The organism is Streptomyces sp. CA189, assembly GCF_056428985.1.
Genome location: NZ_JBWJVM010000014.1, coordinates 91,074 through 115,871, shown reverse-complemented (window position 1 = coordinate 115,871; position 24,798 = coordinate 91,074). Strand labels below are relative to the sequence as shown.

The window sequence follows — 24,798 nt, the reverse complement described above, 5'->3', positions numbered from 1 at the left end:
GGCAGGCGGACTCGGGTCTCCCCGTCCCTGATCAGGACGCCGGCGGACGCCAATCCGGGCGTCGGCCGCTCAGGCCCACCACACGGTCGAGCAGGGGCGCGTCGGGCGGGACCGCGACGATCGGGCCGAAGAATCCCTCCTCGGCCGGAGCGTCCTCCTCCGGGGTCAGCAAGCCCTCGGACACCGCCAGTTCCTCCTCGCTCACCTCGTACTCCTGGCCCGTCGCCCGTGCGAGGTCCCAGCCGTGGATCAGCAGCTCGTTCAACGCGACCATGCCCATGACGGAGGCCGGCAGCTCGACGCCGCCCGCCTGGGTGTCCCCCTCCCAAGCCCCCGGCTCGCGCCAGGCAGCCGACAGTGCGTCCAGCGCCTTCGGCAGCCCCGTGCGCCAGTCGTCGGCCAGGACCGGCCGGGCCGAGCCGGGCGGTGTGCCGGTCGTCGGCCCGAAGTCCTTGCGGGCCGCGTCGCGAAAGGCCACGCTCAGCCCGGCGAGGTGCGCGAGCACCTCCCGTACCCCGTACTCCGTGCAGGGCGTCGGGTTCCCCAGCTGCTCCTCGCCGATGCCCTCGGCGAGCCGGGCCACCCGCGCCGCGGCCGCTGCCAGATCGATGTGCTCCGTGTTCTCCATTCAAGGGAGACCGCTGCGGACGCCGGAACTCATCGCTCGTTGCCGAATTCGGCCCGCAATCCATCGACGGCTCGGGAAATCCGCCGCGGTCGCCTTCCGGCGGGGCCTTCAGGGGAGCAGGCGGGAGGCGAGGTCGCGTACGGTCGCCATGTCGCTGAACGGAAGCAGGTCCTCACCCACGATCTGGTGCGGTTCGCTGCCCTTCCCCGCGATCAGGACGATGTCCTCCGGCTGGGCCGCGGACAGTGCGAAGGCGATGGCCCGGCGCCGGTCGGCGGAGCGCTCGTACGGTGTGCCCGTGCTCTCGATTCCGCCCGCGATCTGGTCCAGGATCGCCTCGGGGTTCTCCGTGCGCGGGTTGTCCGAGGTAAGGACGCACAGGTCGGAGTGGGCGCCGGCGATGCGGCCCATCTCGGCGCGCTTGGTGGTGTCGCGGTCGCCGCCGCAGCCGAAGACCGTGATGACGCGGCCCCGGGCAAAGCCTCGGATGGCGGTGAGGACCTTGTCGAGGGAGTCGGGCGAGTGCGCGTAGTCCACGATCACCGAGGTGCCGGCGGGGGTGACGAAGCGCTCGAACCGGCCCGGCACGGGCGGCATCTGCGCGAGCGCGGCGACCAGTCCGTCCAGGTCGTGCCCCAGGACCCGGCAGGCCGCCACGGCCGCCAGCGCGTTGGACACGGAGAACCTGCCCGGGACCGGGATGGCCGCCGGGTACTCGCTGCCGGCGTGGTGCAGCGTGAACCGCGTGCCCGAGGCGTCCGCGATCAGGTCCGTGGCCCGGAAGTCGGCATCCTCGTCGAGACCGTACGTCGTCACCGCGCCGGGCATCATCGCCCTGATCCCGGCTCCCACGACGTCGTCCACGTTGACCACCGCGTGCCGGCACAACCCCTGGAACAGCCGCATTTTGGCGTCCGTGTAGTGGGCCATCGTGCCGTGGTCGTCCAGGTGGTCCTGGGTCAGGTTGGTGAAGACGCCGACATCGACGAACGTGCGGTCCATCCGGTACGTCTGCAAGGCCATGGAGGTGGCCTCCAGCACCACGCTGCCTGTGCCCTGGTCCCGCATGCGGCCCAGGAGGTACTGCAGGTCGGGCGATTCCGGTGTGGTCAGCGCCGAGGGAGGCATGGGGATCACCTCGTCGCCGATCCGGCTGCCCGCCGTCCCGATCACGCCCACCGAGGCGCCCTCGGAGATCTTGAGGAGCGACTCGACCATGTAGGAGATGGAGGTCTTCCCGTTGGTGCCGGTGACCGCCACCACGTCCATGTGCCGGCCCGGCTCGCCGAAGTAGCGGGAGGAGACGACGGCGGCCGCCTTGCGGGTGTCGGAGACCCGTACGACGCACACCGCCGGCAGCAGCTCCCGCCCGGGGGGAGCGGCAGCGGCTCCCGCCTCGTCGACGAGCACCGCCACCGCTCCGCGCGCGAGCGCGGCACCGATGGATGCGGGGCCGCCGCCGCGGTGGCCGGGTACCGCGATGAAGAGCGAGCCCGGCACCACGCGGTCCACGTCGAAGGTGGTGCCCGCCGTGATCCCCGTCGACTCGGTGTCGCCCTGGATGACGTGGTGTTCATGGCCGGTCAGCAACCCGCTCAACTTCACGGTGGTCCCTTCGGAGGCGGCTACGGCCCGGCGCACGGCCCTAGCCTGGCGACAGTGCCGACGGAGCGTCGGGACTGCGGTGGTGGGGACGGGGAGGGCGATGCGTCGCCCTCGGAGCGACGGGGCCGGGCCGGACACGGTGATCGGGGCCGGGCTGCCGGGGCAGGGCCCGTCGCTGAGGATGGTGCGGCGGGAGGTACGGGGCCCGGGCGCGGTGGGAGAGCGCTAGCCGTGGCCGTGCAGGACGCCGCGGCCGACCGTGGGGGCCTGGCCGTCGGCGGCGGTCCGGGGGCTGACGCCCGTCCGGCCCGCAGCGGCCGCACGCACGCCGGGGGCGGCCTGCGGCAGGCACTCCCCCGTGACACGTCGTGTGCGGCTCATAGGCCGAGTGTACGTGCGCTCACCCGGTCCGTACGCCGCGTCGACTCGCCGGTCGGGGACATCCGCCCCGGTCGGGGCTCCGCCGCCGTGGACGAGGAGCATATTCGCTTGCGCATCGTCGTCACGCGGGTCAACGTCGCCTGACACCGTACGCAGGCGGAGAAGATGGCCACGCAGACCCCTCACGTCGACCACGCCGGAGCCCCTGCGCCGAGCTGGCCCTCATCGGCGCCGCGGCCGCCCGGGGCGCCTACGAGCTGGACACCATCGTCGCCGTGGGCGACCGTGACCGCGGGCTCGTTCCCCCGTGCGGCCGGTGCCGGCAAGTCCTCCTCGACTACTTCCCCACCCTCAAGGTCATCATCGGCCACGGCGAACGCGTCCGAGCCGTGCCCATCGCCGATCTGCTGCCCGAAAGCTACGTCTGGGCCGACCACCAGCTCGACGCCGAGTAGAGAGCGCGTCGCGCGGCACGATCTGTCACTCTCAGCCGCCAGGGGCCAACCGCCAACCGGGCGAACCTGGTCTGCTGCGGTACGAGAAGGAGGAGTTGGATGCACAGCCTGCCTTTCGATCGACCGGGCCGCTTCTGGCGGGGGAACCTGCACACGCACTCCGATCAGTCCGACGGTGCCCTGTCCCCGGCGGAGACGGCGCAGTACTACCGGAACGCCGGATACGACTTCCTGGCCGTCACCGACCACTTCCGCCCCGAATACGGCTTCCCGCTGACCGACACCACCCCGCTGCGTACGGAGGGATTCACCACGCTGCTCGGAGCCGAGCTGCACGCTCCGCGCACCGAGGCCGGATCGTCCTGGCACATCGTCGCCGTCGGGCTCCCGCTGGGCTTCGCACCGCCCGGGCCGCACGAGACCGGGCCCCAGCTGGCCCGCAGGGCACGCGCCGCCGGGGCGTTCGTCGGCATGGCCCACCCGGCTGCCTCCCTGCTGAGCATCGCGGACGCCGAGAGCCTGGACGCGGCGCACGCGGTCGAGGTGTACAACGCGCTGGCCGCGCGTGAGGACCGGGGCGACAGCTGGCACCTGACCGACGTCCTCCTCAACCGTGGCCACCGGCTGCTCGCTTACGCGGCCGACGACGCACACCTCCAGCCGCAGGACCCTCCGGGCTGCGCCGCCTGGGTCCAGGTTCGCGCCGAGTCGCTCGAACCGGATCGGCTCCTGGCCGCGCTCAAGGCCGGGCACTACTACTCGTCCACCGGCCCCGAGCTGGTCGATGTCGGCCTGACCGGCGAACACATCACCGTCCGGTGTTCCCCTGTCCGCAAGGTCCTGATCACGGGCGGCGCACCCGGTGCGCAGGTCGTCCAGGGCGAGGATCTGACGGAGTGCACCCTGCCGTTGGAGATGTTCCGGGGCAGATCCTTCCGGGTCACGGTCGAGGACGCAGCCGGCGGTCGGGCCTGGAGCAACCCCATTCACTGGAAGTCCGCCGGGGCTGCCGGCCCGCGATGACTCCGGTGAACGCAGACGTACAGGGGGCGCCGGGCCCTTCGGGTCGTGGAGGGCCCGGCGCCCCGGTCTCCCTAGCGCAGTGGTTCGCTCAGCTCGATGGCGCGCAGCGCTGCCGCGAGGGCCGGTTCGTCGCCGATGTCGAGTGCCGTGTCGGTCAGTTTGACGACGTGTTCGTCGCCGTGCGCCCTGGCCCGTTCGAAGACCTCGTCAGGGGTGCAGGTGCCCGGCGGGGTGAAGGCGACCGGGGTGTCGGGTGCGTACATCGCGGTGACGGCCGCGGAGGCCGTCCACGCGGCGCGCAGGCCGGCCGCCCACAGGGTGGGTGGGAGGGCGGGCAGGGTGCGCAGGACGGCGTTGGGGGCCGTGGCGGCATGGACCAGCATGGTTTCCTCGCCGTGGCCGTGGGTGGCGTAGCGGTGGGTGGCCGCCCGCACCAGTTCGACGAGGCGCAGGCGTGCCTGGTCGGGGTCCGTGATCGTGGCCGCCCAAACCGGCAGGCCCGTGACGCGGCCGAGGCGGTCGGGGAAGGTGCCGTGCCGCTCGGTGAGGGGTGGTACCGCGTCCAGGGCGGCGGCCGCGCTGTCGGCGCCGGGCAGCGGGGCGAGGTCCGCGACGGGGTGGTGGCGGGCGGCCCAGTAGCCGAGGCCGTGGGCGAGTTCGGCCAGCCGTGGTGCGGTGCTCTCGCCGTCCAGGAGGGTGCGCACGGCGTGGCCCACCCGGATCAGCGGATGCGTCGATCCGCCGTACAGGCCGGGCAGAAGACGCGGCCACCACTGCGCCAGCACGTCGCGCCAGGGACGGTCGGCGATCTCGCGCTCGAAGTAGCCGATCCAGTCGGCGGCGCGGCGCGGGTCACCGAGCGCGGCACGCCAGTTGGCGGAGGTGACCGGCTCGACGCGTGACGGGAACTCCTCCAGCTTGCGCGCGTACAGGTCGAGCCAGCGGTGCACCGAACCCGCCTGTCCGCGAACGGAGAGGGCTTCAACAGCCATCGGCGCATGGTTGGTCAGCCGCCCGAGCCGCTCGGGGCCGGAACCGTGCAATCGCTGAAGCGCCTCGTCGAGGATGCCCGTCGTATCCATGACGACGACCGTAGGCCAGGAACGGCGACCGCGAATCGGGCCGAAGGCCTAAGACCCGGCCTAGGCCGGGCGCCGCAGTGGGCGGCTACGAGCGGGTCGCCGCCTCCGTTCGGGGTGCTCCGCCTGCGGTGGTCGTGGGGGGGCGAGGCGTATTCCAGGGCGGTGGAGAGTTCGTCCAGGGCGGCGAGGAGGAGGACTCCGGCGCGGTGCAGCATCCGGTCCGTCTCGTCACCGGGGTCCACGTCGTCACCGGGGTTCTCGTCGTTCCAGGTGGCGAGTGCGGTGCGGACCGGTTCCCAGGTGGGGACGCGCCGGTCCCGCACGGCGTGCTCCGCGTCCTCGGCCGACTGCTGCAGGGCGGCGGCCAGGAGCGCGGCCGAGGGGCGGCGGCTTCCGGGTTCGGGCAGGTGGGCTTCCAGGAGCATGGTGACGTGGGCGACTTCGGCGAGGGCCTGCTCTGCTCCGGCCTCCGCGGCGCGGGAGAGGCCGCGACGGCGTACGGGTTCCTTCTCGGCCAGGGCCACGGCGTTGCGCCAGGCGAGGACGTAGCCGCGGGCGGAGAGGACGGCTTCGCGGGTCTCGCGTGCGCTCTGCCGGGTGGGGTCGGCGTAGTGGCGTACGACCGTGGCGGCGTAGACGAGGTCCGCCTTGATCCAGTCGGCGAGGCGCGTGCGCAGCTTGGGGGTCTCCCAGGCGGGGTAGAGGGCGTAGGCGAGCAGGGCCAGGCTGCCGCCGAGGAGGGTCAGGATCAGGCGGGCGGGCACTGACTGGTCGAGGCCCACGCCGGCCATGGCGAGGGTGAAGACGGTGTACGCGGAGGCGGCTGCCTGGACGGGCGCGTAGCCGGTGTACATGAACAGCAGGATCAGCCCGCCGCAGATCACGGAGAGGGTCCCGGAGGCGAGGGGTCCGGGGTGGGCGAGTTGCACGATGGTGCCGGCGATGATCAGTCCGACGACGGTGCCGCCCAGGCGGGCGGCGGCCCGGCCGTAGGTGTGGGAGAAGCCCGGGCGCATGATCAGGATGGCGACCAGCGGGACCCAGTAGCCGTGTCCGAAGGGCAGGGCGCGCCCGATGAGGTCGCCCACCACGACGACCACGGTGGCGCGGACCGCGTGTCGGAACACCGGGGAGTCGTGGTGCAGTTGTCCCCGCACGGTCCGGACGGCGCCCTTGACCTCGTCGCGGAGTGGAGGGCGTACGAGCGCGTCCCCGTCGTCCGGCCGGCGGTCCTCGCCGGCCGGGCCGCCGTGGTCGCTGCGGGCCGTCTCGGCCACGTCGCGCAGCAGGGCGCGCAGCCGGGTGGCCGCCTGTTCGGCCGCGCCGGTGAGTACGGGGCCGCCCGGGGTGATCTCGATGGCGGCGAGGGCCTGGGGCGGGAGTTCGGCGGGGCGGCCGCGGCGGATCGCGTCGGCCGCCGTGTCCAGGATCGCGGCGGCCGCGGCGAGCAGTTCGCGGGCCCGGTCGCGGGCGGGGCCGTCCTGGGCGCCGCCGGTGACGGCGGGGTCGGCGAGCGAGGCGAGGACCGGGCGGATGCGCTCGGCCAGGCTCCGCGCGCCGTGCAACTGGGCCGGGCGGCGGCGCAGTTGGCGGGCGCTGAGCGTGGCCGCGTCCCGGGCCTCGGCGAAGGGGCCCGGGGTGAACGGGGCGCCGGGGTCCTCGCGCAGCCGACGGGCGTAGTCGGCCTCGGCGGCCAGGGCGTCGGCGAGCGCGTCGCGGTGCCGCCCCCAGCGGCGGATGGGGAAGAGCACCACCAGGGCCGCCTGTACGAGTCCCCCGGCGGTCATCAGCGCGGCCTGGCCCAAGGACTGCGTGACGGTGGCCGGCAGGGTCACGGTCACCAGCATCACCGCGGCGTTCGTCGTGCCGAGGCTGCCGGCGTTGGCCCCCAGCGACCAGGCCATGCCTCCCAGGAAGGTCCACAGGGCGGCCAGGAGGAGGAAGAGGGGGAGGTAGCCGCCGGTGAGGTAGCTCAGGAAGCTCGTCACTCCGAGGGTCAGCGCCGAGATCACCGGGAGCACCGGGTCGGGCCGCCAACTGCGCTGGAACACCGCGATCCCGCCCAGCAGGGCGCCGTAGGCCGCGCCCGCGGCCGCGGTGCCGCCGAAGAGCCACAGTGCGACACACCCCGACAGGGCCAGGCCGGCCGTGGCACGCAGGGTGACCAGCGGTTCGAGCCTGGTCCGCTCCACGCGCAAACCGGCGCGGGCGGTGTCCTTCAGCGTGCTCGTCCAGCCCATGGGGCGAGAATATGTCGCAAGCATGGCGATATCTCCGTGCAACTCTCCCGAGTGAATGGCGTCCGGGCCGCGTCGTCGCGCGCCCTCAGGCGGCGGCAGGGCGCCCGCGCGGGACCCCGACCGCCGACCCGCTCACATCACACCGCTTCGAAAGTCGTTGCCTCATACACACAATAATGACGCACTGGAAGTCGTTTCCATTATTGGTTTGCTGTGATTTGACCGCATCCGGGGCGAATCATTCCGGGCCGGTCAGCCGCGGAGGCGGCCCACCGTCAGGGCGTCCTTGACCTCGCGCACCACGCGGGCCGCGTCCTCGCGGTTGTTCACCACGTCCGTGTGGTTCATGTCGACGACGAGGACCTCGCTGGCCGAGTAGTGCTTGTGCACCCAGTCGTCGTAGCCGGACCAGAGCGTCCGGTAGTACTCGACGAGGCTCTCGTCCTGCTCGAAATCACGGCCCCGCAGCCCGATGCGGTACAGCACCGTCTCGAAGTCGGCCTTGAGGTAGACCATGAGATCGGGCGCCTTGCGGTACGGCAGGCCGTCGATCTCGCGCATCATCTCGTTGAGCAGCCCCTCGTACACCCGCATCTCGAGGGAGCTGATCCGGCCCAGGTCGTGATTGACCTTGGCGAAGTACCAGTCCTCGTAGATGGACCGGTCCAGGACGTTGTCGCCCTGCTTGTACGCCTCCTTGATCGCGGCGAACCGCGTCTGCAGGAAGTAGAGCTGGAGGAGGAACGGGTAGCGCTTGGCCTGGATCTCCTCGGGGCTCGACGTATAGAAGAGCGGCAGGATCGGATTGTCGTCCACGCTCTCGTAGAAGACTTCGCTGCCCAGCTCCTTGGCGAGCAGCTCGGCAACGCTCGTCTTGCCGATTCCGATCATGCCTCCGACGCAGATCACTGGCATACCTCACTTCTCCCTGGGGGTCTTCTGTTCACGGGCGCGTGGGCTGGGCGCCCCACCCCACTGAGACACGTGTCGGCGGTCGCTCGATTCCCCATGATCTTCATCATCTCCATGATCAGCGTCATGTGGTCCCCGCCCGGGCCGAGGCCCGGACACAGGACGCCCCCCCCCGGGCCGGCCGGACCGACCGTTCCGCAGGTGCCGCGGACAGCGGCGAGCCACCGCCCCGCGGCCGCCTTGAAGCATAAATGACGCCCCGCCGTACGTCGGCCGGGGCACCGGCACCCACCTCACCGCGCTGCGGGGGCAGCGACACACCCGGCGAAGTCTCCGTCAGTTCGGCCGGCCAAGGGGATTGACTGAAATTTCCGTCAGTCCCTACTGTGAGCGCACCCCGCTCGGCCCTGGAAGCTCAGGACCGCTGACGGCTTCATGCAAGCCCCCGTGTACAGGAGCCCCAATGGCCCCAGTTGCCTCGCCCACGCACGACTCCGCATCTCCTGCTGCGGGCATCGAACAGCACTCGATCGACTGGGTGCCCCTCTCCGAACGACATGGCAAACCCTCGAGCGTCGGGGCCATCTGGTTCGTCGGCAGCCTCAACCTCACCGGCCTGGCAACCGGCGTCGTGACGCTGTCCATGGGGGCTTCACTCGTCTGGACCGTGGTCGCCACGGTCCTCGGCTCGCTCTTCGGTACGTTCTTCATGGCCTTCCACTCGGCCCAGGGCCCCCAACTGGGACTGCCTCAACTGGTGCAATCCAGGGCACAGTTCGGCTACCTGGGCGCCGCGGTCACGGTGTGGGTGTTCGCGCTCGTCAACTACATCGCCTTCAACACCTCCGACGCCCTGCTGTCCGGCCAGGCCATGAACCTGCTCACCGGAGTTCCCAACGGAGTCGGCTACCTGCTGGCCGCCGCGGTGGCGACCGTGATCGCCCTGTTCGGGTACCAGTGGATCCACCGCCTGAACAGGTGGCTCACCTGGCCCTTCGTCGTGGTCACCGCAGCCGTCACCGTGTCCGCCCTGTTCGGTGGAGGGCTGCCGGACGGTGTCTGGGACGCCGGCCCGTTCGACCTCGCCCCGTTCATGCTCGTCTTCGTCTTCGTCGCCGGCTTCCAACTGGGCTGGGCGCCGTACGTCTCGGACTACTCGCGCTACCTCAGACCCGACGTCCCCGTGCGCAGCACCTTCTGGTGGACCTACCTGCCCAGCGCCGTCTCCGGCATCTGGGTGTTCATCCTCGGCGCCGTGGTCTCGGCCGCCGCGCCCAAGGGCACGGATCCGGTGACGGCCCTGAAGATGTCGGCTGACCGGTTGTTCAGTGGATTCGGCACGGTCGCCGTCGTCGTCCTGCTGGTCGGCCTGCTCTCCATCATGGCGATCAACCAGTACGGCGGCAGCCTGACCATGATCTCGATCTTGGACTCGTTCCGGCCGGTCAAGCCGACGCGGACCCTCCGGGTCGCGACGATCGGGATCATGCTCGTGGCCGTCGGAACGGTGTCCACCCTCGTCGGCATCGACCAGTTCAACTGGTTCTTCGCCAACGTGGTGGTGGTGCTGACCTACCTGTTCATCCCCTGGACGGCCATCAACCTGGTCGACTACTTCTTCGTCCGCCGCGGCCAGTACGTCGTCAAGGAGATCTTCAACCCGCACGGCATATACGGCCGGTGGGGCTGGCGGGGGAATCTCGCCTACGCCATCGGTCTCGCCTGCATGGCGCCGTTCATGGTCATCACCGGCCTCTACGTCGGTCCCGTCGCGGAGCTCCTCGGAGGCGTGGACCTCTCGATCGCCGTCGGCCTGCCGGTGGCCGGCCTCCTCTACTGGGCGTTCGCCCGAAGTCTCGATCTGGCCACCGAACGCCAGATGGTCAGGGAGGAGGGGCTACTGGCGCCGCCCCACTGAGCACCCCGCACCTGACGGACAGAACGAACCTCCGCGACAAGGAGCACCACGTGAAGACAGAGCACAACGGCAACACGGCGGGCATGAGCCGCAGAACCCTCCTGGGCCGAACCGGCGCAGTTGTGGCCGGCTTGGCGGTGGGACCCATACTCGGCGGCATTCAGCCGGCCCACGCCGCGGCCTGGCGCGTACCCGGGGAAGAGACGTCGCACAAGCGGACCTGGATGGCCTGGTCCTCCAGCTACACGATCTGGGGCAGCACGCTGTCCAAGATCCAGACCGACATCGCCAAGCTCGCCAAGGAGATCGCCAAGTACGAGCCGGTCACGATGTGCGCGGACGGCTCGTCGGCCGCGTCGCAAGCCCGGAGCATGTGCGGGTCCACCGTCACGGTGATCAGCTCGGTTCCCGTATCGGACTGCTGGATGCGGGACACCGGCCCGCTGTTCCGCGTCGACGGAGCCGGCGGCCTGGACTCCATCGGCCTGAACTTCAACGCCTGGGGGGAGAACGCCACGACCTTCTACGGCATCCCCGGCTCCGCCTACAACAAGGACCGCGTCGTCGCGCAGAAGCTCGCCGCCTACACGGGCGTCGCGTTCGCCAAGGCGTCCGTGGTCGGCGAGGGCGGCGGTGTGGAGTACGACGGCGACGGCACGCTGATGGCGACCGAGAGCTGCTGGGTGAACAGCAACCGCAATCCCGGCAAGACGCGCAGCCAGATCGAGGCGGAGCTGCTGGCCCGGTTCGGCGCCACGAAGATGATCTGGCTGCCCGGCGTCTACGGGGAGGACGTCACCGACGGCCACATCGACGGCACCGCCCGCTACATCAAGCCCGGCGTGGTGATGGTGCAGCTGAACGGCGCCGTACGGCCGGCCGTCTGGACCCGGAACGCCCAGGCCATGCACGACGTCCTGGTCAACGCGACCGACGCGAGAGGACGCCGCCTACAGGTCCTCACCATCCAGGGACCCGACACCCTGCCCCGCATTTCGGCCGGCAAGCGGAGCGAGTTCCTGAGCTCCTACATGAACTGGACGGTGACCAACCAGGCGATCATCACCACCCAGTTCGGCGACACCGCCAAGGACGCGGCGGCCAAGACGGCCATCGCGGCCGCCTACGGCAGGCCCGTCGTACAGCTCAACCTCGACAACCTCTACGGCAACGGCGGCGGCGGCGCTCACTGCGTCACGATGCAGGAGCCCAACCGCTGAGCAACCGGCCCGGGCCTCACCTTCGAGGCCCGGGCCGACCTTTTCTCGATGGCTTCCTGACTGAATTTTCAGTCATATGCGCGGATCCATTGACTGAATTTTCAGTACAGACCAGGATGTGAGACGCATCTCTCGTCTCTTGTTCACCAGGGAGTCCCATGAACAACACCCCAGCCACGTCCCGACGCAGGCTGCTCCAGTTCGGTGCGGCGGCCCTGCCGCTCGCGGCCCTCGGATCCGCCCTGCCGACGGTCGCCCGGGCGGCCACGGCCGCCGGCGGCTCCGCCGCGCTGCGGATGCCCGCGGAGGAGGGCCGGCACGTCCGTACCTTCATGGCCTGGCCGGCGCTCTCCTCCGTATGGGGCAACAGCCTCGGCGCGGTGCGCAGGGACATCGCGAACGTGGCGTACGCGATCTCGCGCTACGAGCCCGTGGTGATGCTGGCACGCTACGGTCAGGCCGCGGACGCCCGGTACCTGTGCGGGAGCGGTGCCCACTACGGAATCGACGTCATCGAGATAGCCAACGACGACCTGTGGATCCGGGACTTCGGCCCCACCTTCGTCGTGGGTCCCGGCTCGATCGCGGGGGTGGACACCAACTTCAACGGCTGGGGGAAGGCCGGCACGTCGTACGCCCAGCCCTTCGCCAACGACGCCGTGGCCGCCGAGACGCTCCTCGGTCAATACGGGGTCAACCGGATCCAGGCGTCCTTCGTGGGCGAGGGCGGCTCGCTGGAGACCGACGGCCAGGGCACCCTGCTGGCCACGGTGAGCTCGATGGTCAACAGCAACCGCAATCCGGGCAAGTCGCAGGACCAGGTCGAGCAGGCGATGAAGGCGGCGCTCGGCATCGACAAGGTGATCTGGGTCCCGGGCCTGGCCGGCCAGGACATCACCGACTGCCACATCGACTGCCTCGCCCGCTTCACCGCGCCCGGCAAGGTCATCCTGGACAAGCCCGGCCGCGGCGCCGACAGCAAGTGGATCGCCGTCTACGAGGAGACCGCGCGGATCCTGCGGGGCGCCACCGACGCCCAGGGCCGCGCACTGGCCATCACCGAACTCCCCGGTCCGGACCGCAGTGCCATCCGCGGGCAGGGCAATGACTTCCTGTCGAGCTACACCAACTACTACACGGTGAACGGCGCCGTCATCGCCCCGCAGTTCGGTGACGGCTATGCCGACGGCCTGGCCTACGCCATCCTGCAGTCCGCCTATCCCAGCCGGAACATCGTCCAGCTCAACATCGACAACATCGCCTCCGGCGGCGGCGGCATCCACTGCGCCACGCAGTCGCAGCCGGTCGTACCCCCGTTGGTCTAGTCCAACACGGGAGGGGGCCGCCCGCGTCGGGCCGGGTGCCCGGCCGGGTCGGCCCGGCCGGGCACCCGACGTCACAACCGTTGACAGCACAGCCGAGGAGAGGCACAGGGATGAGCACCAGGCGGGGCAACCGCGGGGGCGGGCTGCGGGCCGGGTCCCTGAGTACGTTCGACTCCGTGGTCATGGCGGTGGCGGGCTGCGGGCCGGCGTACACGGTCGTCGCGTTGGTTCCCGCGCTCGTCGCGGCGGCCGGCTCCGCCTCCCCGGCCGTGCTGCTGTACTGCGCGATCCCGGTCGTGGGCATCGCCCTGGCCTTGCGGCATCTGGGGAGGCTCGACGTCAGTTCCGGCGCGACCTACTCCTGGGTGTCCAGGACCCTGCACCCCTTCCTCGGATTCCTCAGCGGGTGGGCGGTGATCGTCGCGACCACCCTTTTCATCATCGCCTCGACGACGCCGGCGGGCAGCGCCACCCTCTCGCTCTTCGACGGGGAGCTGGCCGGAAACGACGCTCTGGCCACCGCGGTCGGGCTCGGCTGGTTCCTGCTGATAGCGGCCCTGGTGGCATCCGGCGCCAGGGTCGCCGCCCGCGTGCGGACCATCGCCGTCGGGACCCAGGTCGCTCTGCTGCTGGCCGTCGCGGTCGCCGCGCTGACCCGGGACGGCCACGCCGCCACGTTCTCGTTCTCCTGGTTCGGCTTCGGGCACTTCGACGCGACCCATACCTTCACCGCCGGAGCCCTGATCGCGAGCGCCCTGTACTGGGGTTGGGACGTGACGGCCAACCTCAGCGAGGAGACGCGAGGTGGCCGGGGCGGCTCCGGACTCGGCGGACTGATCGGCCTCCTGGTCTTCGCCGCCACCCTTCTGACCCTGACCGTCGCCGCGAACGTGCTGCTCGGCCCGGACGCCATCACCTCGACGGACGGCGGCTTCCTCCTCCAGCTCGGTGAGGCGGCCTGGCCCGGAGTGGGGGGCACGCTGCTCGTTCTCGCCGTACCGCTCTCCATGGTCGCCACGCTGGAGACCACGCTCCTCCAGGCGACCCGCACCCTGTTCGCGATGGGACGGGACCGGACGATCCCCTCCTTCTTCGGCCGGATCCACCCTCGGCGGCAGACCCCCGTGGCCTCCACGCTGGCAGTCGTCGCGGTCACGCTGACGGCCCTGCTGCTCGTGGCACTGCACGGCTCCGGGGTGGGCATCCTTGAGCACGCTCTGAAGGGGATCGGCCTGCTGATCGCCTTCTACTACGCGCTGGCCGGAATCGCCGTCAGCGTGGCCTACCGCAGCGTGCTGCTCGCCTCCACCGGCAACCTGGTCTTCCTGGGCCTGTGGCCGCTCGCGGGCACCGCCTTCAACATCTGGGTCTTCGCCGCCGCGATCCCCACGCTGACCGGCACCGAACTGGCCATCGGGCTCGGCCTGCTGGCCATCGGCCTGGTCCCGGTGGCCATCGCACGGATCCAGGGCGGCCGCTCCTTCTTCCATCCCCGGCCGCTCCGTCCGGGATACGAGGAGACGGCCGGCGAACATCTTCCCGCCGCCCCGTCCGGCTCCGGTCCGGACCGCGGCCGACGCGACGGTCTCCTGTCCGACTTCTGAGCACACCGTCCGGCAGCCCGCCCGAGGAAGGAACCCCATGTCCGCCTGGCAGCGCCGCAGCGAGAGAGCGCCGGTCTACGATCCCGCATTCGGCGACTCGGCGCTGGCCGAGGGTCGCCAGGACATGCTCCTCGGCCGCTGGGAGGGTGCCCGCGACCTGCTGGGGAGCACGCCCGGCGATTGGGACAGGCGGGCTCACCGCATCCGTCTGCTCGCCGACGCGGCGGCGAGCAGACGGACCGTGGACCTCTGGCAGGCGTCCGAACCGCGCCACCCCGACGCGGCCGTGCTCCGTGCGGAAACCGAGGTGATGCGGATGTTCGCCGCCGCGCGCACCGGACGGCAACCCGACGCCGAGCGGCTGGACCTGGCGGCCCGGCTCTGCCACCGGGCGGCCGAACTGGCGCCCCGCGATCCCTACCCGTGGGTGTCCCTGTTCGCCCTCGCCAGGCTCTATCCGCACGGGCACGCCGGCATGGGCGAATGGTGGCAGGAGATCCGCGGGCGGGACCCGTACCACCGCGAGGCCCACCACCAGGCGCTGCGCTACCTGTCGGCCCGCTGGCACGGCTCCTACGGCACAGCCCTCAACTTCGCCTGGGAAGCGGCGGGTTCCGCCCCACAGGGATCGCCCTTGGCGATCCTGCCCCAGGTCGCGCGGGCCGAGCACTTCCGCCACCGGATGGCGACCGGGGGAAACACCGTCCTGGGGCTGACCGGGCACTGGGACGACGAGCGTGCGCGGGGTGACCTGCGGCACGCCCTGGACGCGTGGATCGCGCACCGCACGCCCGCGGCGCAAGACGTCTCCGACCTCAACCACTTGGCGCACGGTCTGGTCAAGGCGGGCATGGCGGACCGGGCGGGTGAGATCTTCCGGCTGTTGGACAACCGTGCCACCGAGGCGCCTTGGTCGTGCACCGGGGATCCGGAACAGCTCTTCATCCGCTGGCGGAACAGGACAAGGTCCGTCTGAAGCAGGCCTGTTCACCGTCTCGCGGCGGGATCGAATGGCTGGCGAAAACCTCGCGTGTTACCTGGCGGTAGGCAATGATGGCCGACGACCATCCACACGACGGGGGCTGACGCAGCGGTGACGACTTTCGACGAACGGACCATCGTGCACGCGTTCCGGGACGACGCGCTGGGAGAGCACGACGCCGTCGGTCTCGCCGCGGCGATCCGGCGGGGCGAGGTCTCCGCCGCCGAGGCCGCCCGGGACGCCGGGGAGCGGGTGCGGGCGGTCGACGGGCGGCTGGGCGCGGTCCAGGCGCACGTCGACGGCCCGGCCCACACCGCGGGAACGGGCGGTGCCTTCGCCGGGGTGCCGACCTTCGTCAAGGACAACACCGACTACCAGGGGCTGCCCACGGGCCACGGCAGCGCTGCCTTCCGGCCGAGGGCCGCCCGGCGGCACGCACCGTTCACCCGGCAGCTCCTGAGCAGCGGCGTCACGGTCCTGGGCAAGACCCGGCTGCCCGAGTTCGGGTTCAGCCCGACCACCGAGTACGACGGTGCGGAGCCGGTCCGCAACCCGTGGCACACGGACTACTCGGCGGGCGGTTCGTCGGGCGGCAGCGCGGCGCTGGTCGCCGCCGGTGCCGTGCCGATCGCGCACGCCAACGACGGCGGGGGCTCGATCCGCATACCCGCGGCCTGCTGTGGACTCGTCGGCCTCAAGCCGTCCCGTGGACGCGTCGTGCCGAGCGCCCTGGGCCGCCAGCTGCCGCTCGACATCATCTCCGACGGAGTCGTGAGCCGTTCCGTGCGGGACGCCGCCGCGTTCCTCGCCGCTGCGGAGAAGTACCGGCCGAGCCCCGGGCTGCCGCCCCTCGGCCTGGTCGAAGGGCCCTCGGCTCGGCGCTTGCGCATCGGGTTCGTGCTGGACTCGCCGAACGGCGTCCACTCCGACGCCTCCACCCGGGCGGCGGTCGCGGAGACCGTGGCGACGCTCGGACGGCTCGGGCACACCGTGGAGCCGGTGGAACTGGGTATGGATCCGAGCTTCACCGACGACTTCCTCACGTACTGGGGCATGCTGTCCTTCCTCCTCGGCGTCACCGGCCGCACCCTCGGCGCGGACTTCGACCGGCACCGCATGGACGGCCTCAGCCAGGGGCTGCGCGAGGAGTACCTGCGCAACTGGCGGCGGACCCCCGGGGTGCTGCGGCGGTTGAAGCGCACGAGGGAGGCGTACGCGGCCTCCTTCCGCGGGCTCGACCTCGTGATGTCGCCGGTGCTCGCCCACACCACGCCACCGATCGGCCACCTCAGCCCGACCGTTCCCTACGCGAAGCTGATCGAGCGGATCCTCGCGTACGTGGCGTTCACGCCGGTCGACAACGTCGTCGGCACTCCGTCGATCTCGCTGCCCGCCGCGAGCCCGACCCCGGACGGGCTGCCCGTCGGCGTCATGTTCGCCGCCCGCCCCGGCGGTGAACGCAAGCTGCTGGAGATCGCGTTCGAGCTGGAGGCGGACCGGCCGTTCCGGCGCATCCAGGACCAGTGACCTCGGCATGAGCCGGCACGTGGAGCGTGCGACCGCTAACCGGCGGCAGGTGGCAGGTGTTCCACCCGGAGCGGCTCGAAGGCGATCCTGGTCAGCGATCCGTCCTCGGCCCATCGCACCTCGACGGATCCTTGGTCCGCCGCCACCGAGGCGACCACCTCCGCCACTGGCGCCGGATCCGGCTCGCCGGTGAGCGCGACGAGCGCCGCGTACAAGCGGGTTCCCCCGGCCTCGGCCGTCAGCCGGGGGACGCTCGCCCACCGGGTGAAGGCGGTCCCGGCCGGCGCCCTCGCCTCGTCCCCCGCCTTCCAGCCGTGCACCGGGTGGAGCTCCGAGCGCAGCGGCTCCTCGGGCCCCGTGGCCCAGCCCGTCTGTTCCACGCGGGCGCCGTACGGGGCTCCGTACACCCGGTGCACGCGCAGTTCGTGCCGGCCCCGGACGAAGGTGACGCTCTCCACGCGCAGTCCGGGGACCGTGGGAGCGCCGCCCGGGAAGACCGGCCGATGCCAGGACGCCGCCCAGCCCCAGCCGTTCCCCTGGCCGGTGCCCAGCGGGTGGATGCGCCGCCGGGCACTGCGGGCGCCCGCCACGACCACCGCGAGGTGGTTGTCCGGGGTGTTGGCGCCCGTGGTGGGGCCGCTGCGGGTGGAGTAGGCCTGGCGGGAGTAGAGCGGGTCCTCGTCGCGGGCCGTTTCCGGCTGGTCCGGCCCGACGTGGTCGCTCCCGTGGTTGTGCAGTCGTACGATCCCGTCGGCGCGGGTGGTCTGGATCAGCAGCCCCGGCGCGGACAGGGCGAGCACCTGGTCGGGCCCCTCGCTGGGGGCGGGTTCCTCCTTCGCCGTCCACAGGGGGTGCGTCTCCGGGGCGAGCAGGCAGACGAAGGCCTTGGAGGCCCAGTACGGCGAGGCCGGCCCGGAATAGGGCTGCAGGGTCGCCTCGTGCGGGCCGTGCCAGCCGAGGTTCAGCAGGCCGTCGGCGCCGACGGCCCCCCGGTCGAGGAAGTAGCGCAGCGATCCGCTGATCAAGCGGCGCGAGGCGCCGGGGGTGAGCGGGGTGTGGCCGGTGACCGCTCCGAGGCCGACGGCCGACGCGGCGGCGAAGCGGTAGGTGAGCGAGCGCCCGAAGTGGATCGGCGCCCCGTCCGCTCCGAAGAGGAGGGAGAAGCCGTCCAGGTGGGCCCGCAGGCGGTCACCGTGCGGGGCAACCCGGTCCGGCACGGCGTCGAGATGGGCGTCGAGCACCGGATACAGGTGCAGCGCCCAGCCGTTGTAGTGGTCGAAGGCGCGGCCCTCGCCGTCGGCGTACCAGCCCCGGCCTGCGTACCAGCCCTCCAGGAGGTCGAGGGCACGGCTGCGCGCCCTGGCCGTCTCGGCGTCGCCGCGGCCCACGGATTCCAGGAATCCGGCCACGGTGTACGGGAAGAGGTACCAGTTGTTGGGGGCGGGCAGATGGCGCAGGGCGCCGCGCAGCCACTCCGCGGTCCGGTCCTGCACCGTGCTGTCGAGGCGGTCCCACAGCCACGGCCCGGTCAGCCTGAGCCCGAGGGCCACCGAGGCCGATTCGACCATCGGCTGGCCGCCCGAGTGGATGTCGCGGATGACCGGCCAGGACTCCGCATCGTCGCGGCCCGGCGTCCGGGTTCCCGCCACCAGGCCGTCGGCGTACCGCTCCAGCCAGCCGTACGGGTCCGCTCCCCCGGCCCCGGACACCCGGAACGCCGCGGCGAGGAAGGTCCGTGCGTAGCCTTCGAGCCCGTCGGAGCGCACCCCGGACGCGGACGGCCGTCCCGGCAGGTCGAGCAGGGCCCCGCGCGGCGTGGCCCACCGCCAGGCCGCGCGCAGCAGGCCGTCGGCCACCGCTTCCCAATGCGCGCGGGTGTAGCCGGTGTAAGGGCTCAACCCACGGTCTTCGCAGGGCAGTCCGGGAAGGGTCATGCGGGGATCTTGATCGAATGGCCACATCGGGTCAAGAGAGCGGATCACGGCGGGTCGAAACGATCGGACGGCGGTCAGGCGGTCAGGCGGTCAGGCCGAGGCGTCCCAGGCCGTCGTCAGACCGTCCAGCCACGCCGGCGGCAGCTCCGCCGCGTCCCACTCGTCCCGCAGCGCCCCGGGCTCGGCGACGAGCCGCTCCAGTACGGCGATGCTCGTAGCGGAGTGGACGAGCGAGAAGCGGCCGTGCACCGTGATGGCGCTGCCCGCTCCGAACCTCGCGAACAGCCGCCCCAGCCGGGCCCGGTGGGCCTCGGTGAACTCCGTCAGGCGCCCGGCGTAGCGGGCCCGCTGCCTCGGGCTCATCGTGGCGAGGACGGCGGTGAGCACCTCTTCGGTCGCCTCCGGGTCCAGTTCCGAGACCTCGGTGAACGACAGGTACAGGGGCGTGAGCGCCACCTGCGCCCGCTCCACTTCCATGCGCCTGGCCCGCGGGCGCTGTCCGGCCTCGTCCTCTTCCCCGTCCGGGCTCACCACCCGGAGCAGGGTCCGCTCGGTGACGGCGCCCAGCTCCGCCAGGAGGTCTCCGGCGCCGTCGAGCCATCCCGACTCGTACGGCTCGCCCTTGTCCCCCGGCGCGCCGCGGCCCCGGCCGCTCAGTTCCCCGTGCGCGAGCGCCAGCGTGCCCGCCTCCAGCAGGCCGATCAGTTCGCGCGCGTCACCGGCGGGGACCCCCGCTCGCGCGAGGAGCTGTAGGAGCGTCGTCCTCGCGTTGTCGACGCTGACCTCGTCCGGCCACTGCCGTCCCTCGTCGGCCCCGCTCATCAGATCCTCTCCGTTCTCGGCCACCGCACCGCCCAGCGCTCCATTGTGACCGAGCGCCGTCGAGGAGGCCGGACCCGTGGTCCCCGGTTCATCCCCGCCGTTGGCGGAACAGCCTTCCTGAGCTGGGACTCTATGCGGCCGTGCGCCGATGTCGAGCACTTTCGCCCCATCCGGCAATCTACCCATGACCGGCCCCCGGGGAGCCGCTACACCTCCCGTACGTACGCCCCCGCGCGCGCGGCCGCCGCAGCCGCGGCCGCGGAGCGGTCGGCCGCGGCGTCGTCTAGCGGGAGGGCGGTGGTCAGGAGACGGTAGTAGAGGGGGGCGGACACCGCGCGGATCACCTCGTGCGGGTCTGTGCCCTCGGGCACCTCGCCGCGGGTGACGGCCTGCCGGACGCACGGCGCCCACTCCTCGACGCGCACGGCGTAGAAGCCGTGCAGCGATTCCGCCGCCTTCGGGTCGCTGGTGGCGGCCGCGATCACCGCCTTGAACAGGGCTCCTTGGCGGGGGTCGGCCAGGGTGCGGCACACCAGTCGGGCGTTGGCCGTGAGGTCGCCGAGGAGCGAGCCCGTCTCCGCGCGCGGCACGGACTGCTGCGCCATGTCCAGCAGCACGTCGGCCGTGAGTCCCGCGACGGTGCCCCACCGGCGGTAGACGGTCGTCTTGCCGACGTCCGCACGCCGCGCGACGTCGGCGAGGTCCAGGTGCGCGAAACCGCGCTCGGCCAGGACGTCCTCGGCGGCCCGGAGTACCGCCTCCCGCACCCGCGCCGTACGCCCGCCGGGCCGGGCACTGCCGGGGCCGGTGCCCGGCTGGGCCTCGGTGAACTCCATAACGGGACTCCAGTTCCTTTAAGTGTCGGATCTTGGTACGCTCGGGCCATCTTAACGGAACCGTGGACCCATTAGATGGATCCGCGGGTGATGAGAGGATGCGTCATGGAGTACAGGCGGCTGGGTGCGTCCGGGCTTCTGGTCCCGGAACTGAGCTTCGGAGCGGGCACCTTCGGCGGGCGGGGGCCCCTCTTCGGTGCCTGGGGCGACACGGGCGTGCAGCAGGCACGCCGCCTCGTGGACATCTGCATCGACGCCGGCGTCACCATGTTCGACACCGCCGACGTCTACTCCGGCGGCGCCTCGGAAGAGGTCCTGGGAGCCGCCCTCAAGGGGCGCCGGGACCAGGTACTCGTCTCCACGAAGGCGGGCCTGCCCATGGGCGACGGCCCGGGCGAGGCCGGCACCTCCCGGGCCCGCCTGATCAGGTCCGTGGAGGACGCGCTGCGCCGCCTGGACACCGACCACATCGACCTCTTCCAGCTGCACGCCTTCGACGCGGGCACCCCCGTCGAGGAGGTGCTGTCCGCCCTGGACGACCTGGTCCGGGCGGGGAAGATCCGGTACACCGGCATCTCCAACTTCTCCGGCTGGCAGGCGATGAAGTCCCTCGCCGCCGCCGAACGGCACGGCCGCCCACGGTACGTCGCCCATCAGGTCCACTACTCCCTCGTCGGCCGCGACTACGAATGGGAGCTCCTGCCGTTCGGGCTCGACCAGGGGCTGGGCGCGATCGTCTGGAGCCCGCTCGGCTGGGGCCGGCTGACGGGCAGGATCCGCCGCGGTCAGCCGCTGCCGGCCGGCAGCAGGCTGCACGACACCGCCGACTACGGCCCGCCGGTCGAGGACGAGTACCTCTACCGTGTGATCGACGCCCTGGACGAGGTCGCCGGGGAGACCGGCAGGGCCGTCCCCCAGATCGCCCTGCGGTGGCTGCTCCAGCGGCCGACCGTGTCCTCCGTCATCATCGGCGCCCGCAACGAGGAACAACTGCGGCAGAACCTCGGCGCCGTGGGCTGGAAGCTCACCCCGGAGCAGATGGCGAAGCTCGACGCGGCGAGCAGCCGGACAGCCCCCTACCCGTACTTCCCGTACCACCGGCAGGAGGGCTTCGCCCGCCTCAACCCTCCGGTCGTCTAGGGCGAAGGCGCTAGTGCTGTGGCCGGAAAGGTTTGCCGGCGCCGTGACACGGTGAACCTTTCCGGTCACCGCACTAGACGGCCTGGCCGAGCCAGAGGATGTTCAGGACGGACAAACGGCGCAGGGGCCTGTTGATCCAGTAGGTGAGCGACAGCCCGCCGACGGACGCCAGTCGTACGTCCTGCCCCTCCGGGTCGTCGGTGTTCCACTGGCGGAATCCCCAGGGATCGGCCGCGGCGGCGTCCAGGACGTCCCAGACCATGTCTTCGGCGTGCTCGGGCAGGGTGTCGAGAACCTTTGCGGCCGGTGTGGAGAAGCGGATCGCGTACGGCTGTCCGGTCACCGGCGCCTGCTCCGCGGCTCGGCCATCTCCACGAAGGCGCTGTCGTCGTAGCCGGAGGCGATGAACGCGTCGACCGCGGGGGCGGAGGCGAGGCGGGCCTGCCAGACCTGAATCGTCTCGTACAAGGCGGTGAGGGAGAACGTGCGGCGGGACTCCTCCAGCGCGGCGGTCCACTCCTGCTCGAAGGCCGGCACCCACTGGGGGGCACGACGGTCGGCGCGTAGCTGGTCGAGGAGTTCGGCCGGGGCTCCCGGAGCGGGGGCGTACGGCGTGACGGTGACGTGGTCGGGCTGCGCGCTCATCGGCTGTTCCTCCCTGCGGGTCGTACCCGCAACGGTACGCGCGCCGGAACGCCTTGGGTGCGGGCACGGGCAGATGTCTCCCGGCGGGTCAGGGTGCGCGATACACCCCGTCACGGCGAGCCGTTGGTCAGGAGCAGGTGGAACGTGTGGTCCCGGTGAGCGAACGTGGCGCTGTCGGAAGCGCTCCCGTCGAAGTACACCGGCCCTAGCGGTTCCTCGTCCGTGTAATAGCCGGTGGAGCGCAGGAAGTCGGGGCTGACGGCGGCGAACGACCAGGCCGGGTCCCGGTCCGCACCGAGCAGTTCCCGGGTGAAGCCGCGCACCAGCCGTTCGGTGTCCGCCGCCGGATGGTGGTGGTTGTACGGGCTGTACGCCTCGCGGAGCATCCAGCGCAGCCGGGCCGGGAAGTCCGGAGGTTCGAGCGGTGTGAGCGTGGCGCGGAATCCCGCGCGCAGGAGCGGACGGCCGAAGGGCTCGGCGTCGTACGCGTCGCTCAGGATGTGCCAGTCGCGGCGCGCGTCGGCGGCCCGCAGCAGCCGCTCGAACAGCGGGCTGCGCAGGAAGGCGTGCAGCACGTCCTGGCGGTTCCCGGCCGTGACGGGCACGTCGTAGTCCGCCGTGAGGAGCAGGGTGTTGCTGTTCATCGCGCGGTCCACGGCGGAGAGGAAGGCGTCGACGGCGGGAGGCTGGGGATCGGGCGGCCGTGGCGGCTCGGTGAACTTCGGGGAAGCCATGGCAGCAGCCTCGCTCACGGCCGATCCGGCTTCAACGGCTTTCGCGACGGGTCGGCGGGGCGCGCCCTGCCCTGGGATCAGGCCGCCCGGAGCGTTCGCGGGGGGCCGTCTCAGGGCGCGGGTGCCTGCAGGAATGCGGCTACTGCGGCCCTGGTGAGGGTTTGGTAGCGGTGTTCTGCCGTGTGGGCCGTGAAGTGGCCCGCGAGCTCCAGGGTGACCGAGCCGTGGGCGGCCGCCCAGATGACCTCCGTGACCTCGTCGACGTCCACGGCCGGGAGGAAGACCCCGGCCGCCGCGCAGGCCCGTACGGCTTCGCGGAGGACTTCCAGGCTGGCGGCGGCCACCGCGCGGGCCTCGGGGGTGGGGGTGAAACCGGGGATGAGGCCCGCGAACATGACCTGGTAGAGGTTGCGTTCGGTCAGGGCGTTCTCGCGGTAGGCGCGGCCCAGGTCGGCCAGGCGGGTGGCCGGGTCGGCGGATGGGGGGACGGCCTCCAGGCTGCGGCGCAGGCGGTCGAAGCCTTCCTGGTACAGGGCCTCGGCGATGCCGTCCTTCGCGCCGAAGTGGCGGTAGAGGACCGTGGTCGAGCAGCCGGCCGCGGTGGCGATGCGGCGCATGGTCAGGGCGGCCGGCCCTTCGGCGGCGAGGAGCTCGGCGGCCAGGTCGAGGAGGGCGGCGCGCAGCGCCTCCTGGCCTTGGGCCTGGGTGCGGGTGTAGAGGTTGCCGCTCATGCCTGCTGCCAGTCGCCGAGGGGGCGGTAGATCGGGATGCCGGCTTCGGTGAGTGCGGTGCGCTTGGCGAAGTACTCGTCGCCCATCGGGTCCAGGCCGCGCAGGGGCATGGTTCCCCGCCAGATCGTCAGGTCCTCCGGTGCGAGCTGCTCGGCCCGCGCGAAGTGCCGTTCGGCTTCTGCCGTGCGGCCGGTGCGGTGGAGCCACAGGGCCAGGGCCGCTTCGGTGCGGGCCTCCTGCTGGGTGGCCGTGGCGCGGCGGGTGTGCCGGGTGACGTCCTCGTCGGACAGTCCGCTGTCGCCGGTGAGGACCCAGCGGTCGAGTGCGGCCAGCGCCGCTCCGGAGTCCAGGCCCGACAGCTCGCGGAACAGGTCCGTCGCGAACTGGGTGTCGTTGGGGCGGGCCACCTGCCCCTTCTCGTCGATCCACAGGACGGTCGGGACGTTGAGCACGTCGTAGAGGTCGGACACGACTCCGTCGGTGTCGATGAGCGCGGGGTGCGTGACCGCGGCCTCGGCGATCCACGGCGCGGCGTCGGCGGCACGGCGGTCCACCGCGACGCTGAGGACGCTGAAGCCGTGCTCGGCGAGTGCGCTGTGGCGGCGCTCCCATTCGGGGAGGTCGTAGCGGCAGCCGCACCACGAGCCCCAGAAGACGAGGGCGACCTTGCGGCCGCGCAGGTCGCCCAGCGCGTGCGGCACGCCGTCGACGTCCGGGAGGGTGAAGTCCGGTGCGGTGGCCCCGGCGAGGGCCTGTGAGCGTTCCTGTGCGGAGGCTCCGAGGGCGATGACCCCGGTGTCGGTCGCGACCGGGCGGTCGAGCACCTCGGCGAACGCCACCGGGTCGAGGAGACCCTCGTGTTCGGCCCGGGCGGCGGCGGACGAGGGCACGCACAGGTCGCCGCGGCACCAGCCGTGCGGCTTGCGGACCCAGCCGAGGGCCTGTTCGACCGCCTCGGGGGTCAGGAGGATGCGGCCTGCCGGCCCTGTTCGCGCGGCTACGACCGATTCCCTGCCGTCGTCCAGGATCGTGATCTGCATGGTGTCCATGGCAA

At 71.9% G+C, this 24,798-nt stretch carries 22 protein-coding genes and 1 pseudogene; 9 read left to right on the top strand and 14 right to left on the bottom strand.

Annotation, left to right across the window (positions count from 1 at the left end):
• Positions 1-31: 31 nt before the first annotated feature.
• The 3 genes from AC061S_RS14430 to AC061S_RS14420 form a co-directional block, all read right to left on the bottom strand.
• Positions 32-628 (bottom strand): TIGR03086 family metal-binding protein, encoded by a 597-nt coding sequence (locus AC061S_RS14430; RefSeq protein ID WP_478686322.1) that lies wholly within the window; start codon positions 626-628, stop codon positions 32-34.
• A 108-nt stretch (positions 629-736) separates the two neighbouring features.
• The gene (locus AC061S_RS14425) at positions 737-2,233 is read right to left on the bottom strand and encodes a UDP-N-acetylmuramoyl-L-alanyl-D-glutamate--2,6-diaminopimelate ligase (RefSeq protein ID WP_478686368.1); all 1,497 of its coding nucleotides are present in this window, start codon (positions 2,231-2,233) and stop codon (positions 737-739) included.
• Positions 2,234-2,458: 225 nt separating this feature from the next.
• Positions 2,459-2,614: a hypothetical protein gene (locus tag AC061S_RS14420; protein WP_478686321.1), complete on the bottom strand. Its 156-nt coding sequence runs from the start codon at positions 2,612-2,614 to the stop codon at positions 2,459-2,461.
• Between the two features lie 203 nt (positions 2,615-2,817).
• Here AC061S_RS14420 and AC061S_RS14415 point away from each other — a divergent pair.
• Both AC061S_RS14415 and AC061S_RS14410 read left to right on the top strand, forming a co-directional pair.
• Positions 2,818-3,069, top strand: a pseudogene (locus tag AC061S_RS14415) (cytidine deaminase family protein); the annotation flags it as partial.
• Between the two features lie 99 nt (positions 3,070-3,168).
• A complete protein-coding gene (locus AC061S_RS14410) occupies positions 3,169-4,092 on the top strand; it encodes a CehA/McbA family metallohydrolase (protein ID WP_478686320.1) in 924 nt (307 codons plus the stop codon).
• A 71-nt stretch (positions 4,093-4,163) separates the two neighbouring features.
• Here the strand turns inward: AC061S_RS14410 and AC061S_RS14405 are convergent, their stop codons facing one another.
• From AC061S_RS14405 to AC061S_RS14395, 3 genes are all read right to left on the bottom strand, one after another.
• Positions 4,164-5,174, bottom strand: coding sequence for a questin oxidase family protein (locus tag AC061S_RS14405; RefSeq protein WP_478686319.1), 1,011 nt, complete (start codon positions 5,172-5,174; stop codon positions 4,164-4,166).
• A complete protein-coding gene (locus tag AC061S_RS14400; RefSeq protein ID WP_478686318.1) occupies positions 5,099-7,414 on the bottom strand; it encodes an FUSC family protein in 2,316 nt (771 codons plus the stop codon). The genes AC061S_RS14405 and AC061S_RS14400 overlap by 76 nt, the downstream gene beginning before the upstream one ends.
• Before the next feature lie 252 nt (positions 7,415-7,666).
• Positions 7,667-8,329, bottom strand: coding sequence for a deoxynucleoside kinase (locus tag AC061S_RS14395; RefSeq protein ID WP_478686317.1), 663 nt, complete (start codon positions 8,327-8,329; stop codon positions 7,667-7,669).
• A 460-nt stretch (positions 8,330-8,789) separates the two neighbouring features.
• Here AC061S_RS14395 and AC061S_RS14390 point away from each other — a divergent pair, with 460 nt between their 5' ends.
• From AC061S_RS14390 to AC061S_RS14365, 6 genes are all read left to right on the top strand, one after another.
• Positions 8,790-10,244, top strand: coding sequence for a purine-cytosine permease family protein (locus AC061S_RS14390; protein ID WP_478686316.1), 1,455 nt, complete (start codon positions 8,790-8,792; stop codon positions 10,242-10,244).
• A 50-nt stretch (positions 10,245-10,294) separates the two neighbouring features.
• Positions 10,295-11,464: an agmatine deiminase family protein gene (locus tag AC061S_RS14385; RefSeq protein ID WP_478686315.1), complete on the top strand. Its 1,170-nt coding sequence runs from the start codon at positions 10,295-10,297 to the stop codon at positions 11,462-11,464.
• A 158-nt stretch (positions 11,465-11,622) separates the two neighbouring features.
• The gene (locus AC061S_RS14380) at positions 11,623-12,789 is read left to right on the top strand and encodes an agmatine deiminase family protein (protein WP_478686314.1); all 1,167 of its coding nucleotides are present in this window, start codon (positions 11,623-11,625) and stop codon (positions 12,787-12,789) included.
• 110 nt (positions 12,790-12,899) lie between these two features.
• Complete coding sequence (locus tag AC061S_RS14375) at positions 12,900-14,393, top strand: APC family permease (RefSeq protein ID WP_478686313.1); 1,494 nt, start codon at positions 12,900-12,902, stop codon at positions 14,391-14,393.
• Positions 14,394-14,430: 37 nt separating this feature from the next.
• Positions 14,431-15,369, top strand: a complete 939-nt coding sequence (locus tag AC061S_RS14370; RefSeq protein WP_478686312.1) for a hypothetical protein — start codon at positions 14,431-14,433, stop codon at positions 15,367-15,369.
• A 117-nt stretch (positions 15,370-15,486) separates the two neighbouring features.
• Positions 15,487-16,902 carry an amidase gene (locus tag AC061S_RS14365; RefSeq protein ID WP_478686311.1) on the top strand — a complete coding sequence of 472 codons (1,416 nt, stop codon included), beginning with the start codon at positions 15,487-15,489 and terminating at the stop codon, positions 16,900-16,902.
• Positions 16,903-16,937: 35 nt separating this feature from the next.
• Here the strand turns inward: AC061S_RS14365 and AC061S_RS14360 are convergent, their stop codons facing one another.
• The 3 genes from AC061S_RS14360 to AC061S_RS14350 all read right to left on the bottom strand — a co-directional run bounded on the left by AC061S_RS14360 (position 16,938) and on the right by AC061S_RS14350 (position 20,494).
• On the bottom strand, positions 16,938-18,836 hold the full coding sequence (locus tag AC061S_RS14360) for a DUF2264 domain-containing protein (RefSeq protein ID WP_478686310.1): 1,899 nt from the start codon (positions 18,834-18,836) through the stop codon (positions 16,938-16,940).
• A gap of 90 nt (positions 18,837-18,926) precedes the next feature.
• Complete coding sequence (locus AC061S_RS14355) at positions 18,927-19,682, bottom strand: hypothetical protein (protein WP_478686309.1); 756 nt, start codon at positions 19,680-19,682, stop codon at positions 18,927-18,929.
• 182 nt (positions 19,683-19,864) lie between these two features.
• On the bottom strand, positions 19,865-20,494 hold the full coding sequence (locus tag AC061S_RS14350) for a TetR/AcrR family transcriptional regulator (protein WP_478686308.1): 630 nt from the start codon (positions 20,492-20,494) through the stop codon (positions 19,865-19,867).
• A gap of 105 nt (positions 20,495-20,599) precedes the next feature.
• Here AC061S_RS14350 and AC061S_RS14345 point away from each other — a divergent pair, with 105 nt between their 5' ends.
• Positions 20,600-21,634 (top strand): aldo/keto reductase, encoded by a 1,035-nt coding sequence (locus tag AC061S_RS14345; RefSeq protein WP_478686307.1) that lies wholly within the window; start codon positions 20,600-20,602, stop codon positions 21,632-21,634.
• Between the two features lie 73 nt (positions 21,635-21,707).
• Here the strand turns inward: AC061S_RS14345 and AC061S_RS14340 are convergent, their stop codons facing one another.
• The 5 genes from AC061S_RS14340 to AC061S_RS14320 all read right to left on the bottom strand — a co-directional run bounded on the left by AC061S_RS14340 (position 21,708) and on the right by AC061S_RS14320 (position 24,793).
• On the bottom strand, positions 21,708-21,977 hold the full coding sequence (locus AC061S_RS14340; RefSeq protein ID WP_478686306.1) for a hypothetical protein: 270 nt from the start codon (positions 21,975-21,977) through the stop codon (positions 21,708-21,710).
• On the bottom strand, positions 21,974-22,279 hold the full coding sequence (locus tag AC061S_RS14335) for a DUF6247 family protein (RefSeq protein WP_478686305.1): 306 nt from the start codon (positions 22,277-22,279) through the stop codon (positions 21,974-21,976). Before AC061S_RS14335 ends, AC061S_RS14340 begins: the two co-directional genes overlap by 4 nt.
• 110 nt (positions 22,280-22,389) lie before the next feature.
• Positions 22,390-23,013 (bottom strand): hypothetical protein, encoded by a 624-nt coding sequence (locus tag AC061S_RS14330; RefSeq protein WP_478686304.1) that lies wholly within the window; start codon positions 23,011-23,013, stop codon positions 22,390-22,392.
• A gap of 110 nt (positions 23,014-23,123) precedes the next feature.
• Positions 23,124-23,744, bottom strand: a complete 621-nt coding sequence (locus AC061S_RS14325; RefSeq protein ID WP_478686303.1) for a TetR/AcrR family transcriptional regulator — start codon at positions 23,742-23,744, stop codon at positions 23,124-23,126.
• The gene (locus AC061S_RS14320) at positions 23,741-24,793 is read right to left on the bottom strand and encodes a redoxin domain-containing protein (RefSeq protein ID WP_478686302.1); all 1,053 of its coding nucleotides are present in this window, start codon (positions 24,791-24,793) and stop codon (positions 23,741-23,743) included. The genes AC061S_RS14325 and AC061S_RS14320 overlap by 4 nt, the downstream gene beginning before the upstream one ends.
• Positions 24,794-24,798 lie beyond the last annotated feature (5 nt).

Coding starts and splice junctions, on each gene's coding strand:
- AC061S_RS14405 (WP_478686319.1), bottom strand. CDS start 5,174: ATGGATACGACGGGCATCCTCGACGAGGCGCTTCAGCGATTGCACGGT.
- AC061S_RS14410 (WP_478686320.1), top strand. CDS start 3,169: ATGCACAGCCTGCCTTTCGATCGACCGGGCCGCTTCTGGCGGGGGAAC.
- AC061S_RS14400 (WP_478686318.1), bottom strand. CDS start 7,414: ATGGGCTGGACGAGCACGCTGAAGGACACCGCCCGCGCCGGTTTGCGC.
- AC061S_RS14420 (WP_478686321.1), bottom strand. CDS start 2,614: ATGAGCCGCACACGACGTGTCACGGGGGAGTGCCTGCCGCAGGCCGCC.
- AC061S_RS14320 (WP_478686302.1), bottom strand. CDS start 24,793: ATGGACACCATGCAGATCACGATCCTGGACGACGGCAGGGAATCGGTC.
- AC061S_RS14390 (WP_478686316.1), top strand. CDS start 8,790: ATGGCCCCAGTTGCCTCGCCCACGCACGACTCCGCATCTCCTGCTGCG.
- AC061S_RS14380 (WP_478686314.1), top strand. CDS start 11,623: ATGAACAACACCCCAGCCACGTCCCGACGCAGGCTGCTCCAGTTCGGT.
- AC061S_RS14360 (WP_478686310.1), bottom strand. CDS start 18,836: ATGACCCTTCCCGGACTGCCCTGCGAAGACCGTGGGTTGAGCCCTTAC.
- AC061S_RS14330 (WP_478686304.1), bottom strand. CDS start 23,013: ATGGCTTCCCCGAAGTTCACCGAGCCGCCACGGCCGCCCGATCCCCAG.
- AC061S_RS14335 (WP_478686305.1), bottom strand. CDS start 22,279: ATGAGCGCGCAGCCCGACCACGTCACCGTCACGCCGTACGCCCCCGCT.
- AC061S_RS14395 (WP_478686317.1), bottom strand. CDS start 8,329: ATGCCAGTGATCTGCGTCGGAGGCATGATCGGAATCGGCAAGACGAGC.
- AC061S_RS14345 (WP_478686307.1), top strand. CDS start 20,600: ATGGAGTACAGGCGGCTGGGTGCGTCCGGGCTTCTGGTCCCGGAACTG.
- AC061S_RS14325 (WP_478686303.1), bottom strand. CDS start 23,744: ATGAGCGGCAACCTCTACACCCGCACCCAGGCCCAAGGCCAGGAGGCG.
- AC061S_RS14375 (WP_478686313.1), top strand. CDS start 12,900: ATGAGCACCAGGCGGGGCAACCGCGGGGGCGGGCTGCGGGCCGGGTCC.
- AC061S_RS14370 (WP_478686312.1), top strand. CDS start 14,431: ATGTCCGCCTGGCAGCGCCGCAGCGAGAGAGCGCCGGTCTACGATCCC.
- AC061S_RS14350 (WP_478686308.1), bottom strand. CDS start 20,494: ATGGAGTTCACCGAGGCCCAGCCGGGCACCGGCCCCGGCAGTGCCCGG.
- AC061S_RS14430 (WP_478686322.1), bottom strand. CDS start 628: ATGGAGAACACGGAGCACATCGATCTGGCAGCGGCCGCGGCGCGGGTG.